This window comes from Streptomyces sp. DSM 41931, assembly GCF_050271085.1.
Lineage (GTDB): Bacteria > Actinomycetota > Actinomycetes > Streptomycetales > Streptomycetaceae > Streptomyces > Streptomyces albogriseolus.
The window spans coordinates 3,081,354-3,094,619 of sequence record NZ_CP189902.1; the positions used below are offsets into that span (position 1 = coordinate 3,081,354).

13 protein-coding genes are annotated in these 13,266 nt (G+C 74.3%); 7 read left to right on the top strand and 6 right to left on the bottom strand.

Features of this window, described 5'->3' with window-relative positions:
• Nucleotides 1–53 precede the first annotated feature (53 nt).
• From ACP7TJ_RS14160 to ACP7TJ_RS14175, 4 genes are all read left to right on the top strand, one after another.
• Nucleotides 54–1,484: an MFS transporter gene (locus ACP7TJ_RS14160; protein WP_266398254.1), complete on the top strand. Its 1,431-nt coding sequence runs from the start codon at nucleotides 54–56 to the stop codon at nucleotides 1,482–1,484.
• A gap of 61 nt (nucleotides 1,485–1,545) precedes the next feature.
• Nucleotides 1,546–2,049 (top strand): DUF2771 domain-containing protein, encoded by a 504-nt coding sequence (locus ACP7TJ_RS14165; protein ID WP_208840525.1) that lies wholly within the window; start codon nucleotides 1,546–1,548, stop codon nucleotides 2,047–2,049.
• Nucleotides 2,050–2,072: 23 nt separating this feature from the next.
• Nucleotides 2,073–2,762 (top strand): futalosine hydrolase, encoded by a 690-nt coding sequence (locus ACP7TJ_RS14170; protein WP_427763388.1) that lies wholly within the window; start codon nucleotides 2,073–2,075, stop codon nucleotides 2,760–2,762.
• Nucleotides 2,759–3,616 carry a 1,4-dihydroxy-6-naphthoate synthase gene (locus ACP7TJ_RS14175; protein WP_093768698.1) on the top strand — a complete coding sequence of 286 codons (858 nt, stop codon included), beginning with the start codon at nucleotides 2,759–2,761 and terminating at the stop codon, nucleotides 3,614–3,616. Before ACP7TJ_RS14170 ends, ACP7TJ_RS14175 begins: the two co-directional genes overlap by 4 nt.
• Before the next feature lie 22 nt (nucleotides 3,617–3,638).
• Here ACP7TJ_RS14175 and ACP7TJ_RS14180 read toward each other — a convergent pair whose 3' ends face one another.
• The gene (locus ACP7TJ_RS14180) at nucleotides 3,639–4,022 is read right to left on the bottom strand and encodes a cold-shock protein (RefSeq protein WP_033276148.1); all 384 of its coding nucleotides are present in this window, start codon (nucleotides 4,020–4,022) and stop codon (nucleotides 3,639–3,641) included.
• Between the two features lie 164 nt (nucleotides 4,023–4,186).
• On the opposite strand from ACP7TJ_RS14180, the gene ACP7TJ_RS14185 reads away from it, so the two are divergent.
• Nucleotides 4,187–4,462, top strand: a complete 276-nt coding sequence (locus ACP7TJ_RS14185; RefSeq protein ID WP_193460420.1) for a hypothetical protein — start codon at nucleotides 4,187–4,189, stop codon at nucleotides 4,460–4,462.
• On the opposite strand, the gene ACP7TJ_RS14190 is transcribed toward ACP7TJ_RS14185, so the two are convergent.
• Both ACP7TJ_RS14190 and ACP7TJ_RS14195 read right to left on the bottom strand, forming a co-directional pair.
• Nucleotides 4,444–5,103 (bottom strand): HAD family hydrolase, encoded by a 660-nt coding sequence (locus ACP7TJ_RS14190; RefSeq protein WP_167743445.1) that lies wholly within the window; start codon nucleotides 5,101–5,103, stop codon nucleotides 4,444–4,446. The two genes, ACP7TJ_RS14185 and ACP7TJ_RS14190, sit on opposite strands and share 19 nt — an antisense overlap.
• Nucleotides 5,104–5,460: 357 nt before the next feature.
• Complete coding sequence (locus tag ACP7TJ_RS14195) at nucleotides 5,461–6,465, bottom strand: hypothetical protein (RefSeq protein ID WP_427763391.1); 1,005 nt, start codon at nucleotides 6,463–6,465, stop codon at nucleotides 5,461–5,463.
• A gap of 117 nt (nucleotides 6,466–6,582) precedes the next feature.
• Between ACP7TJ_RS14195 and ACP7TJ_RS14200 the strand changes: the two genes are divergently transcribed.
• Both ACP7TJ_RS14200 and ACP7TJ_RS14205 read left to right on the top strand, forming a co-directional pair.
• Nucleotides 6,583–9,291: a helicase-associated domain-containing protein gene (locus ACP7TJ_RS14200; RefSeq protein WP_376725736.1), complete on the top strand. Its 2,709-nt coding sequence runs from the start codon at nucleotides 6,583–6,585 to the stop codon at nucleotides 9,289–9,291.
• A gap of 108 nt (nucleotides 9,292–9,399) precedes the next feature.
• Entirely contained in the window at nucleotides 9,400–11,043 is a 1,644-nt protein-coding gene (locus ACP7TJ_RS14205; RefSeq protein WP_401542238.1) for a DNA repair helicase XPB, read from the top strand.
• Nucleotides 11,044–11,062: 19 nt separating this feature from the next.
• Here ACP7TJ_RS14205 and ACP7TJ_RS14210 read toward each other — a convergent pair whose 3' ends face one another.
• From ACP7TJ_RS14210 to ACP7TJ_RS14220, 3 genes are all read right to left on the bottom strand, one after another.
• Nucleotides 11,063–11,422 carry a hypothetical protein gene (locus ACP7TJ_RS14210; protein WP_167743448.1) on the bottom strand — a complete coding sequence of 120 codons (360 nt, stop codon included), beginning with the start codon at nucleotides 11,420–11,422 and terminating at the stop codon, nucleotides 11,063–11,065.
• Between the two features lie 72 nt (nucleotides 11,423–11,494).
• Nucleotides 11,495–12,289 (bottom strand): ABC transporter permease, encoded by a 795-nt coding sequence (locus ACP7TJ_RS14215; protein WP_427763394.1) that lies wholly within the window; start codon nucleotides 12,287–12,289, stop codon nucleotides 11,495–11,497.
• Nucleotides 12,286–13,254 (bottom strand): ATP-binding cassette domain-containing protein, encoded by a 969-nt coding sequence (locus ACP7TJ_RS14220; protein ID WP_367423134.1) that lies wholly within the window; start codon nucleotides 13,252–13,254, stop codon nucleotides 12,286–12,288. Before ACP7TJ_RS14220 ends, ACP7TJ_RS14215 begins: the two co-directional genes overlap by 4 nt.
• Nucleotides 13,255–13,266 lie beyond the last annotated feature (12 nt).

Consider the following 13,266-nt stretch of genomic DNA (forward strand, 5'->3'; position numbering starts at 1 on the left):
CCGTCCCCGGTGTTACGGCACTACGCACCGCCATCTCGGGGCACTATGACGTCGTGGCTACCGCGAGGACACCCCAGGGCGCCACCGGTACCGGTGGGCCCGCGGGGGGCAAGGGACGCGGCCGGCGCCTCGGCTCGGTCCGGGCGGGCGGCCGTCTTCGTGCGTTCGGCCGGGCGCTGCACTTCCCGGTGACCAGAACCGCTCGCGGCATCCGCAAGGTGACCCACGCCCACGGCGCGGGCGAGTCCGGCCTCGGCAAGCTGATCGAACTGCACGGGGTGAACGGCGCGGGCGACGTGATGATCACGGTCGCGCTGGCCTCCACCGTGTTCTTCTCCGTCCCCACCGACGAGGCGCGCGGGCGCGTCGCCCTGTACCTGGCCATCACGATGGCGCCGTTCACGCTGCTCGCCCCGGTCGTCGGCCCGCTCCTCGACAAGCTGCCGCACGGCCGCAGGGCTGCCATGGCGGGCGCGATGCTCGCGCGTGCGCTGCTCGCGCTGGTGCTGTCCGGCGCGGTGGTCAGCGGCGGCCTGGAGCTGTATCCGGCGGCGCTGGGCGTCCTGGTGGCGTCCAAGGCGTACGGGGTGGTCAGAAGCGCCGTCGTGCCGCGGCTGCTGCCGCCCGCCTTCTCCCTGGTGAAGGCGAACTCACGGGTGACCCTCGGCGGGCTGCTCGCCACCGGCATCGCCGCGCCGATCGGCGCGGGGCTCCAGCAGATCGGGCCGCGCTGGCCGCTGTACGGGGCGTTCGTGCTGTTCGTGACGGGGATGCTGCTGTCGTTCCGGCTGCCGCCGAAGGTGGACTCCGCCAAGGGCGAGGCCGTGGCGCTGCTCGCCGCCGACGAGCAGCATCTGCACGGCCCGCACCGCAAGGCGGAGAAGCCGGGGCTGCGCACGGTCGGCCCGGCGGTCACCCACGCGCTGGCCGCCAACGCCTCCATCCGCTGCCTCACCGGCTTCCTCATCTTCTTCCTGGCGTTCCTGCTGCGCGAGCACCCGATGACCGGTCAGAGCGCGGCGGTGTCGCTGGGCATCGTCGGGGTGGCGGCGGGCGCGGGCAACGCGCTGGGCACGGCGGTCGGCGCGGGGCTGCGGTCCCGTGCGCCGGAGATCATCATCGTGACGGTGGTGGCGGTGGTGCTGGGGGCCGCGATCACGGCGGCGGTGTTCTTCGGCGCGGTGCTGGTGGCGTGTCTCGCGGCGGTCGCCGGGTTCGCGCAGGCGCTGGCCAAGCTGTCGCTGGACGCGCTGATCCAGCGGGACGTGCCGGAACGGGTGCGGACGTCCGCGTTCGCCCGGTCGGAGACGCTGCTCCAGATGGCGTGGGTGCTGGGCGGCGCGATCGGCATCGCGATGCCGCTGATCGGCTCGCTGGGGCTCGCGGTGGGCGCGGCGATCGTCGGCGCGGGCTGGCTGACGACCGTCCGCGGGCTGCTCCGTTCGGCCCGTCAGGGGCACGCGGGACGCCCGCGAGTGGCGTAACGCGGGGCCACGCCGTACCCCACGTGGCAGGCGGGGCACACGTGCCCGATAGCCTTCGCCCATGACCACGTTGCCCCGCGGCGCAGCCGCCACGACACACCGCGCTGTGCGACGCCGCCGTGCCGTCGCCGCCGCCGGCGCCGTATCCGCAGGACTGCTCGTCCTGTCCGCCTGCGACAAGCCCACGGCGATCTCCACCATCACGGTGGGCGGCGACTCGGTGAGCTCCGAGGCCACCTGCGGGGGCGAGGGCAAGGCCCTGACCACCGAGGCCCTCAACAAGTGCCTCCAGGACAAGGGCATCGACGAGATCAAGGTCGACCCCACGGAGAGCGTGCGCTTCGGCGTCGACCCGGAGATCGCCGACAACAGCTGGACGATCCTGCTGAACGGCCAGCCGCTCGTCGACCCCATCAAGAAGACCTACCGGTCCATCCCGGGCGAGGTGTTCTTCAACACCCAGTACGGCGCCCAGGGCGACTCGACCCTGGTGTCGATCAAGGAGGGCGGCGAGAACGAGGCCACCGGTCTGTGGTCCTTCCGGCTGAAGAAGGACGAGGACTGATCACGTCCCTCGCACGCGTTCTCGTGGCCACCGCGGTCCCCGCCGAGCGGGACGCGGTGGCCGAGGCGTTCCCGGGGCCGGTGCGGGAGCGGGAGCTGCCCGGCGCGGTCGTGCACCGTGTCGCCGGCGGGCCCGACCTGCTCGCCGCCGGCGTCGGCCCGGCGCTCGCCGCCGCGTCCACGGCCGCCGCGCTGACCGCCGCCGCCCTGGACGGCCGCCCCTACGGGCTCGTCGTCTGTGCGGGGATCGGCGGCGGCTTCGCGCCGGACGCGCCCCTCGGATCCCTCGTCGTCGCCGACGCGATCACCGCGGCCGATCTGGGCGCCGAGACGGCCGAGGGGTTCCTGCCGGTCACCGAGCTCGGCTTCGGCACCGTCACCCACCGCCCGCCCGCGTCCCTGGCCGAGGCGGCCGCCGCCGCGTCCGGGGCGCGCACCGGCACCGTCCTCACCGTGTCCACGGTGACCGGCACCGCCGCCCGCGCGGACGCCCTGCGCGCCCGCCATCCCCGTGCCCTCGCCGAGGGCATGGAGGGCTTCGGCGTCGCCGAGGCAGCCGCCGCGCACGGCGTTCCCGTGCTGGAGGTGCGGGCGGTGTCGAACCCCGTCGGCCCGCGCGACCGCGCCGCCTGGCGCATCGGCGACGCCCTGGCCGCCCTCACCAAGGGCTTCGGGAAGCTCGCACCCGTACTGGAGAGTTGGAACACGGCATGACCACTGTGGAGCAGCAGCGGCTGCGCATCGCCTACTCACCCTGCCCGAACGACACCTTCGTCTTCGACGCCCTCGCCCACGGCCGCGTGCCGGGCGCGCCCGCCCTGGACGTCACCTTCGCCGACATCGACCTCACGAACGGCATGGCCGAGCGCGGCGAGCTGGACGTGCTGAAGGTGTCGTACGCGGTGCTGCCGTACGTCCTGGACGAGTACGCGCTGCTGCCCTGCGGGGGCGCGCTGGGGCGGGGCTGCGGGCCGCTGGTGCTGACCCGGGAGGCGGGCGTGGACCTCACGGGGCGCACGGTCGCGGTGCCGAGCGAGAAGTCGACCGCGTATCTGCTGTTCCGGCTGTGGGCGGCGGACGTCGTCCCCGGCGGAGTGGGCGAGATCGTGGTGATGCCGTTCCACGAGATCATGCCCGCCGTGCGGGACGGGAAGGTCGACGCCGGTCTCGTCATCCACGAGGCGCGCTTCACGTACCGGAACTACGGGCTGCACAAGCTCGCCGACATGGGCGAGCACTGGGAGGACACCACCGGGCTGCCGATCCCGCTGGGCGCGATCCTCGCCCGGCGCGCGCTCGGCGAGGAGACGCTGACCCGGCTCGCGGACGCGATCCGCGCGTCCGTGCGGGCGGCCTGGGACGACCCGGAGGCCTCCCGCCCGTACGTGATGGAGCACGCCCAGGAGATGGACCCGGCCGTCGCCGACCAGCACATCGGGCTGTACGTCAACGAGTTCACCGCCGACCTCGGCGAGAGCGGCTACGCGGCCGTCCGCGGGCTGCTCACGCGCGCGGCGGCCGAGGGGCTGGTGCCGCCCCTCGGCCCGGACGCGCTGCGGTTCCCGTGACGGGCGGCCGGCCGCCGTCGGACTAGACGTCGAGCTGGTCGGCGACCGCGCGGAGCAGTCCGGCGATCTTCTTGCCGGCCGCGCGGTCGGGGTAGCGGCCCCGCTCCAGCGACGGCGTGATGTTCTCCAGCAGCGTCGTGAGGTCCTGGACGATCGAGGCCAGCTCGTCGGGCTTCTTGCGCTGGGCGGCCGCGACCGACGGGGCCGGATCCAGGATGGTCAGGGACAGGGCCTGGTCGCCGCGCTGCCCGGCGACCACGCCGAACTCCACGCGCTGGCCCGGCTTCAGGGCCTCGACTCCGGCGGGGAGGACCGAGGAATGCACGAAGACGTCGCCGCCGTCGTCACGGGAGAGAAAGCCGAAGCCCTTCTCACTGTTGAACCACTTGACCTTGCCGGTGGGCACCGTCTGTCCTCGTCCTCGTACTCGTCGGGAAAACTGCTTCTGAAAACGGCTCTGGATAGCACTCGGGCGGGCCGATGACCCGCCGGTACCAAGGCTAATGGTCTTCGAGCCGGTGACAAGACGTCACCGCGTCGTTCCCTCGCGCAGGGAACTACCCTGGTCCGGTGCGTGACAAAACCCAAGCGAATTCCGCCGCGCCCGGTGACGGCCTGGTCCGTGCCGGCGCCCTCGTCTTCTTCGTCGGCGCTGTGGCCACTCTGGTCACGGTCGCCCCGCTGTTCCTGGGCACGACGCCCTTTCCGACGTACATGTTCGGATTGAGCATGCTCATGGGCGTCGGATTCGCCGTCGCGGCTGCGGGCGTACTGCGTTCCGCCGCCGCGGGACGGCGGCGGGCCCGGGCCTCTCGTGCGGTTTCCGGTCAGTTGTCCGAGCAGTAGTCCGAAAACCAGCGGGGGAATTCCGTCAGATCGGTGAGGACGGCGTCCGCGCCGGCCTCCCGGAGTTCCGCCGCGTCGCACGGTCCGGTGGCGACGGCGACCGACATCGCGCCCGCGGTGCGCGCGCCGCGCACGTCGCCGGTGTGGTCGCCGACGTACACGGACGCCGCGTGCTCGCGCAGCGCCAGCGCCTTCTGCTCGGCCCACAGGTCGCCGATCACCGCGTCCGGCTCGATGCCGAGGTGCGCCAGGTGCAGTTTGGCGTTGGGCTCGTACTTCGCGGTGACCACGATCGCCCTCCCGCCCCGCTCCCGCACGGCGGCGATCGCGTCCCGCGCGCCGGGCAGGGCGAGCGTCGACGTGATCGCGTACTCGGGGTACATCGCCCGGTACAGCTCCGCCATCTCCTCCACGCGCTCCGCCGGGAACCAGTTCACCAGCTCCTCCACGAGCGGCGGCCCCAGCCGGCTGACGGCCAGATCGGCATCGACGTAGGTCCCGGTCCGCTCGGCCAGCGCCAGATAGCAGGCCCGGATCCCCGGCCGGGAGTCGATGAGCGTCATGTCGAGGTCGAACCCGACGGTGGGCGGAACGGTCCTGCCGGACGGGGCGGGCTGAGCGGGCGGGGTCACGTTGGCCATGCGCGCCATTGTGCGCCACGCCTCTCCGGGCCCGGCCCGCCGACCGGCATCGCGACCGGCGCGCGGCGGCACCCCCGCAGTGCCGGGTGCGGGCGGTCCGTGGCTGGTCGCGCAGTTCCCCGCGCCCCTGAAAGGTGCCTCCGCCACGGCCGCCGAAAACACCCCACCTCACCGCGCAGCGGCACCCCTACAGCGCCGGGTGCAGGCGGTCCGTGGCTGGTCGCGCAGTTCCCCGCGCCCCTGAAGGGTGCTTCCGCCACGGCCGCCGAAAGCACCCCTGGGGCGGCACGGGTGGGCGCGGGCGGCGCCCTGTCAGTGCCAGGTGCGCGGACGCCCCCCGGGGTCCGGTGACACCGCTCATCGCTTGCGCTGGGAGCGCCAGACCAGGAACAGCGCCGACGTGACCGCCGCCGCGCGGATCACCCACGGCCATGTCTCCGTGAGCGCCGCGTTCATCTGCGCCTCGGCGACGGGCTCGCCCCAGCGCCCCGCCGCACGGCCCCAGAGCCAGACGATGCCGCCGAGGACGGACAGGCCCGGGAGGACCATCACCGCCGCCTTGACCTCCGCCGGGGTGAGCCGACGCGAGGCGTACGCGATGAGCCACCCGAGGATCAGCGCGAACCAGTTCCCCAGCACCGCCCCCGCGACCAGCGACGCCGCGGCGACCAGCAGCAGCGGGTTGCTCCAGCGCCGGGACGGCAGCCGCGGCAGGCGGCGGCGGGCGGGGGCCGCGGCCTCCTCCGTCACCTCGGCCGCCTCGGCCGCCTCCGCCGCCTCAGGCGCCTGCTCTTCCTTCGTCACCGGCCGCTTGAGCAGTTCGGGAATCTCCACCCCGCCCACGAACCCCGGCACCTCGTCCCCCACGCCGAACGGACCGCTGTCCACCCGCCACCAGTCAGGCCGGCTCCCGCCGTCGCCGAGTTCGTCGAGCCCGGCCCGGTGCGGCGGCGACGGCACGTCGGCCGGGGCGGCAGGCGGGGACGCGGGCGTGGAGGGGCGCGGGCGGGGGACGACCTTCCGCAGCATGCCGCCCACGGAGCCGGCCGGCTTCGCGCCCCGCTCCGGCTCCCGTTGGACAGGGACCGCCGTCGCCTGCTCCGGCCTCGACGCGCCCGGCGCGGAGCCGGACGTCGGGTCCTCCGCCCCGGCGACCACCTCGGTCGGCGTCCCGATACGGGCGATGATGCGGCGGACGGCCGCGGGCGAGTCCACCACGGCCTTGGCACGACGCCGGTCGATCTCGTCGCGCAACTCCGCGACCAGCCGCATCCGCGCCGCCGACGGCAACTGCCGTTGCTGCGCCACGTCGCCGACGCGGCTCAGATACTCGTAGACGACCTGGTCGCTCTCGATACCCACGAAGTCCCCTCCGGGACGGATGCGTCGGGACACCGTCGCCCGACGGTACCGCGAGTGCGGCGACCCGACCCAACTCCCGGCACGCCACGGACGTACCCAGCCGCTAACGTGAGGCGGATGAGCACCGAGGAGAACCCCGCGGCGGCCCCCCGATCCCTCGCCGAGGCGCTCCGGGGGCGGGACGACGCGTCCCTGGCCGCGCTCCTGCGCAGCCGGCCGGATCTCATCACGCCCGTGCCCACGGACCTGACCCAGCTCGCCACCCGCGCGGGCACCCGCGCCTCGGTGGTGCGCGCGCTGGACCGGCTCGACCGGTTCACGCTGCAGACCGCGCAGGCGCTGGCGGTGGCGCCGGACCCGGCGACGTACCAGGAGCTGCTCGGGCTGATGGCGGGCGACGACGGCGACCCGGTGGTGTCCGCCGCGCTGCCGCACGCCCTCGGCACGCTCCGCGAACAGGCCCTGGTGTGGGGCGGCGACGACCGGCTGCGCCTGGTCCGCACCGCCCGCGAGCTGCTGGCGCCGTCGCCGCAGCACCCGTCGCCGACCGGTCTCGGCCCGACCGTGCGGGAGGCGGCCGCGGGGATGTCGCCGGGTCGTATCCAGGAGATCGTGGCGACGGCCGGGCTGCCGTCGACGCACGACTCCGTCTCGGCGCTGGCCGCGCTGACCGGCCTCTTCGACGACGCGGAGCGGATGTCCGCGCTGCTCGACCAGGCGCCGAGCGAGTCCCTGGAGGTGCTGGAGCGGCTGGTGTGGGGTCCGCCGTACGGGCAGGTCACCGCCGATCCGGCGCCCCGGCTGCGCTGGCTGCTCGACCGGGGGCTGCTGCTGCCGACGGCGCCCGGCACGGTCGTCCTGCCCCGCGAGGTGGCGCTGCGGCTGCGCGCCGGGCGGGCGCACCGGACGACGGAGCCGGTGCCGCCGCCCGTGGAGGCGACCGCCGTGCACCGGCCGCAGATGGTGGACGCGACGGCGGCCGGGCAGGCGTACACGGCGCTGGCGACCGTCGAGGAGCTGCTGAAGGACTGGCACGAGGGCGGGCCCGCGGTGCTGCGGGCCGGCGGGCTGAGCGTGCGGGACCTCAAACGGACCGCCGTGGCGCTGGACGTGCCCGAGCCGGTGGCCGCGTTCTGGGTCGAACTGGCCTACGCGGCCGGGCTGCTGGCGTCCGACGGGGGTGCGGGTGCCTCCCACGCCCTCACGTCGGCGGGGGACGACGAGCGGTACGCGGCGACCCCGGCGTACGACGAGTGGCTGGAGCGGCCCCCCGGCGAGCGGTGGGCGCGGCTGGCCACGGCGTGGCTGGCGGCGACCCGGACGCCGGGGCTGGTCGGGGAGCGGGACGCGAAGGACCGCACGCTGTCCGCGCTCGGCGCGGGCCTGGACCGCTCGGCCGCCCCGGAGGTACGGCACCGGGTGCTGGCCCTGCTGGCGGGGCTCCCGGAGGGCGCCGCGCCGGACACCGGGTCGCTGCTGGCGCGCCTGCGCTGGGAGCGGCCCCCGCGCGCGGACCGCACCGGGGCCGGCGCGCCTTCCCCGTACGCCCGCCGGACGCCGGCGCGGCCCGCCGAGGGGGCGCGGGGCGCCGCGGCCCGCGCGGGGGCGGGCGGGTCCGGGGCGCCGGCGTACCCGGCCGGCGGCGGGAGCGGGGACGAGGACCTGCGGTCGCGGCTGGCCCGCTGGACGCTGGCGGAGGCCGAGATGCTCGGCGTCACCGGACGCGGCGCGCTCTCCTCGCACGGGCGGGCGCTGATCGGCGCGCCGCCCGCGCCCCGCCACACGGCCGCGGACACCGAGCCGACGGGGCCGGGCGACAAGCTGCCCGTGCACCACCGGCAGGTGCCGCCGCCGCCTGCCCTCTCCCCCGCCGAGCAGGCGACCGCCGCCGCGGCCGCCGCCCGGCTGCTCGAACCCCTGCTGCCCGAGCCGCTGGACCATGTGCTGCTCCAGGCCGACCTGACGGCGGTCGCGCCCGGCCCGCTGGAGCGGCCGCTCGCCGACATGCTGGGCGTGCTGGCGGACGTGGAGTCGAAGGGCGGGGCGACCGTCTACCGGTTCACGCCCGGCTCGGTACGGCGCGCCCTGGACGCCGGGCAGTCCGCCGCCGACCTGCACGCCTTCCTCGCCGCGCACTCCCGTACGCCGGTGCCGCAGCCGCTGACGTACCTGATCGACGACGTGGCCCGCCGGCACGGGCATCTTCGGGTGGGCGCCGCGTCGTCCTACGTGCGCTGCGACGACGACGCGGTGCTGAACGAGATCCTCGCCGACAAGCGCGCCGCCGGGCTGGGCCTGCGCCGGCTCGCCCCGACGGTGCTGGCCGCGCGGACCGACCCGACGTCCCTGCTGGAGGGGCTGCGCGCGATGGGGTTCGCGCCGGCCGCCGAGTCCGCGGAGGGCGACGTGCTGATCGCCCGCGCGGACGCGTACCGCACGCCCCCGCGCACGCCCCCCGAGCCGGTGCCGGACGGGCCGCCCGTCCCGGACGACACGCTGCTCGCGGCCGCGATCCGCGCCGTCCGCGCGGGCGACCTCGCCTCCACCGCACCCCGCAAGCCGGTCGGCGGCGAGGCGGCGGGCACGGCGCCGGGCGAACTGCCCCGCACCACCGCCGCCGACACCCTGGCCGCCCTCCAGGCCGCCGTCCTCACCAACGACACCCTGTGGATCGGCTACGTCAACGCCGAGGGCGCCGCCAGCCAGCGCGTCATCGACCCGATCCGGGTCGAGGGCGGGTTTGTGACGGCCTACGATCACACTGCCGACGAGGTGCGGACGTATCCGCTGCATCGGATCACGGGGGTGGCGGAACTGGCGGACTGATCCGCCGGGTGCGTACGTGCGGGGAGACGGCGTGGAATGCGATCAGGCAAACTGGACGTTTGGCCGTGCAGTGCCCGTGCCGAGCCCGTCGCAGAAAGGCAGCCGCGCGTGAATGGTCCGCTCATCGTCCAGTCCGACAAGACCCTGCTCCTCGAGGTCGACCACGAGCAGGCCGACGACTGCCGTCGCGTCATCGCGCCGTTCGCCGAACTGGAGCGGGCCCCCGAGCACATCCACACCTACCGGGTGACCCCGCTCGGCCTGTGGAACGCCCGGGCGGCGGGCCACGACGCCGAGCAGGTCGTCGACGCGCTGGTGCAGTACAGCCGCTACCCGGTGCCGCACGCGCTGCTCGTCGACATCGCCGAGACCATGGACCGCTACGGCCGGCTCAGCCTGGTCAAGCACCCGGCGCACGGCCTCGTCCTCACCACCACCGACCGCCCGGTCCTGGAGGAGGTGCTGCGCTCCAAGCGCGTCGCCCCCCTCGTCGGCACCCGCATCGACCCGGACACGGTCCAGGTCCACCCCTCCGAGCGCGGCCAGATCAAGCAGACCCTGCTGAAGCTGGGCTGGCCCGCCGAGGACCTCGCCGGGTACGTCGACGGCGAGGCGCACCCGATCGAGCTGGACGAGGACGGCTGGGCGCTGCGCCCGTACCAGAAGCAGGCCGTGGAGAACTTCTGGCACGGCGGCTCCGGCGTGGTCGTCCTCCCCTGCGGCGCCGGCAAGACGCTGGTCGGCGCGGGCGCGATGGCGCAGGCGAAGTCGACGACCCTGATCCTCGTCACCAACACCGTCTCGGCCCGCCAGTGGAAGCACGAACTGGTGCGGCGGACGTCGCTCACCGAGGACGAGATCGGCGAGTACAGCGGCACGAAGAAGGAGATCCGCCCCGTCACCATCGCCACCTACCAGGTGCTGACGACGAAGCGGAAGGGCATCTACCCCCACCTGGAGCTGTTCGACTCCCGCGACTGGGGCCTGATCCTCTACGACGAGGTGCATCTGCTGCCCGCGCCCGTCTTCAAGTTCACCGCCGACCTCCAGGCCCGCCGCCGGCTCGGCCTGACGGCGACCCTGGTACGCGAGGACGGCCGTGAGTCGGACGTCTTCTCGCTCATCGGCCCGAAGCGGTTCGACGCCCCGTGGAAGGAGATCGAGGCGCAGGGCTACATCGCGCCCGCCGACTGCGTCGAGGTCCGCGTCAACCTCACCGACTCCGAGCGGCTGGCGTACGCGACGGCCGAGCAGGAGGAGAAGTACCGCTTCTGCTCGACGACCGCCACCAAGCAGCGGGTCACGGAGGCGATCGTCCGCCGCTTCGCGGGCCAGCAGATCCTCGTCATCGGCCAGTACATCGACCAGCTCGACGAGCTCGGCGAGCACCTGGACGCCCCGGTCATCAAGGGCGAGACGTCCAACGCCCAGCGGGAGAAGCTGTTCGAGGCGTTCCGGCAGGGCGAGCTGAGCGTGCTGGTGGTGTCGAAGGTCGCGAACTTCTCCATCGACCTGCCGGAGGCGACGGTCGCCATCCAGGTGTCCGGCACCTTCGGCTCCCGCCAGGAGGAGGCGCAGCGTCTGGGCCGTGTGCTGCGGCCGAAGGCGGACGGCCACCAGGCGCACTTCTACTCCGTGGTCGCCCGCGACACCATCGACCAGGACTTCGCGGCGCACCGCCAGCGGTTCCTGGCCGAGCAGGGTTACGCCTACCGGATCGTCGACGCGGACGAGCTGCTCGCGGGGAGCTGAGGGCCTTCCTGCGCGGTCGTCACCCTTCGGGCAGGTTGAACACCAGCGCGATCACGGTCAGCCAGGGCAGCAGTGACAGCCCCGCCAGCCAGACCCGCGGCACCGCCCAGCGACGGGTCCGGGGCAGCAGCCACGCGGCGGCACAGGCGGCCACCCCGAGCAGCCCGCCGAGGAACAGGGTGCCGTGGATGACGTCCAGGGCGGTCGTCAGCGCCGGCGAGCAGTCGTCGGGGCCGCAGCTGTCCGTCGCCATGACGGACAACGCCCCGAACAGCAGCGCGAGCGGGGCGAGCATCACGCCGAGCACGGTGGCGATCGCCGGCGCCACGTACGCGCGGGGGTCCCGCCCGGTCCGGGGCGGCGAGCTGTTCCGGTTCATACGGCCAGTGAAGCGGCCCCGGTGCGACGGGCGCACCGGGGCCGCTACTCACCTGGGCGGGTGTACGGGTACTCACTTCGGGTCGCGGGCGAACGAGGCCGTCGACCAGACGTAGCCGAGTACCACGAGCGCCACGCACCAGGCCACGGCCAGCCACCCGTTGTGCCCGATCTCGCTGCCGAGCAGCAGCCCGCGCAGGGTCTCGATGGCCGGCGTGAAGGGCTGGTACTCGGCGACGGGCCGGAACCACCCCGGCATCCCGTCCACCGGGACGAACGCGCTGGACAGCAGGGGCAGCAGGATCAGCGGGGTCGCGTTGTTGCTGGCGGCCTCCGCGTTGGGGGCGCCGAGCCCCATGCCGACCGCGATCCAGGTGAGCGCCGTGGCGAACAGCACCAGCAGGCCGAAGGCGGCCAGCCACTCCAGTGCCGTGGCGTCCGTCGAGCGGAAGCCGATCGCCACGGCGACCGCGCCCACGACGACCACGCTGAGGACGGCCTTCAGCACGCTGCCGACCACGTGTCCGACGAGCACCGAGCCGCGGGGGATGGCCATCGTGCGGAAGCGGGCCACGATCCCCTCGGTCATGTCCATCGACACGGACACGGCGGTGCCGATGGCGGTGGAGCCGACGGTCATCAGCAGCAGCCCGGGCACCAGGTAGGCGACGTAGGCGGACCGGCCGCCGCCGCCCAGCCCCGCGCTCATCACGTCGCCGAAGACGTACACGAAGAGCAGGAGCAGCATGACCGGCGTGAGCAGCAGGTTGAGGGTGAGGGACGGGTAGCGCCGGGCGTGCAGCAGGTTGCGGCGCACCATGGTGGACGAGTCGCGCAGAGCGAGGGAGAAGGTCTGCGGGGCGCTCATCGGACGGTCTCCTTCGAGGGGGCGGTCGACGGGGCGGGGATGCCGGCGCCTTCGGTCAGGGCGAAGAAGACGTCGTCGAGGTCGGGGGTGTGCACGGTCAGCTCGTCCGCCTCCACACCGGCGGAGTCGAGCCGGTCCAGCACGGCGCGCAGTTCGCGCTGGCTGCCGCCGCTGGGGATGGACAGGGTCAGCGCCGCGTCGTCCGGGGCGGCCCCGGACAGGACGGCGGCGGCCGACCGGTAGCCGGCCGGGTCGGTGAAGCGGAGCCGTACATGCCCGCCGGGGACGATCCGCTTCAGCTCCTCCGCGGTGCCTTCGGCGGCGATCCGGCCGTCGTGCAGCACGGCGATGCGGTGCGCGAGCTGGTCGGCCTCCTCCAGGTACTGGGTGGTGAGGAAGACGGTCACCCCACCGTCGACCAGCTCGCGGATGATGCCCCACATGGTGTGACGGGAGCGGGGGTCGAGCCCGGTGGTCGGCTCGTCCAGGAAGATGATCCGCGGACCTCCGACCAGGGTCATGGCGATGTCGAGCCGGCGCTTCATGCCGCCCGAGTACGTGGACGCGGGCTTCTTCGCCGCGTCCGCGAGGTCGAACCGCTCCAGCAGCTCGGCGGCGACCCGCCGGCCCTCCTGGCGGGACAGGTGGTGCAGATCCGCCATCAGCAGCATGTTCTCCTCGCCGGTGATCAGGCCGTCGACGGCGGAGAACTGGCCGGTGACGCCGATCGCGGCCCGCACGGCCTGCGGGTCGGCGGCGAGGTCGTGCCCGCCGACCCGCAGGTCGCCCGCGTCCGCGCCGACGAGCGTGGAGAGGATCTTGACGACCGTGGTCTTGCCCGCGCCGTTCGGCCCGAGCAGGGAGAAGATCGTGCCGTCCTCGACGGCGAGGTCGACGCCGTCGAGGACGGTCTTGTCGCCGTACGCCTTGCGCAGCCCGTTCGCCGCGATGGCCAAGCCGGTCATGGGTGTCTCCTT

Coding starts and splice junctions, on each gene's coding strand:
- ACP7TJ_RS14165 (WP_208840525.1), top strand. CDS start 1,546: ATGACCACGTTGCCCCGCGGCGCAGCCGCCACGACACACCGCGCTGTG.
- ACP7TJ_RS14175 (WP_093768698.1), top strand. CDS start 2,759: ATGACCACTGTGGAGCAGCAGCGGCTGCGCATCGCCTACTCACCCTGC.
- ACP7TJ_RS14190 (WP_167743445.1), bottom strand. CDS start 5,103: ATGGCCAACGTGACCCCGCCCGCTCAGCCCGCCCCGTCCGGCAGGACC.
- ACP7TJ_RS14200 (WP_376725736.1), top strand. CDS start 6,583: ATGAGCACCGAGGAGAACCCCGCGGCGGCCCCCCGATCCCTCGCCGAG.
- ACP7TJ_RS14210 (WP_167743448.1), bottom strand. CDS start 11,422: ATGAACCGGAACAGCTCGCCGCCCCGGACCGGGCGGGACCCCCGCGCG.
- ACP7TJ_RS14215 (WP_427763394.1), bottom strand. CDS start 12,289: ATGAGCGCCCCGCAGACCTTCTCCCTCGCTCTGCGCGACTCGTCCACC.
- ACP7TJ_RS14220 (WP_367423134.1), bottom strand. CDS start 13,254: ATGACCGGCTTGGCCATCGCGGCGAACGGGCTGCGCAAGGCGTACGGC.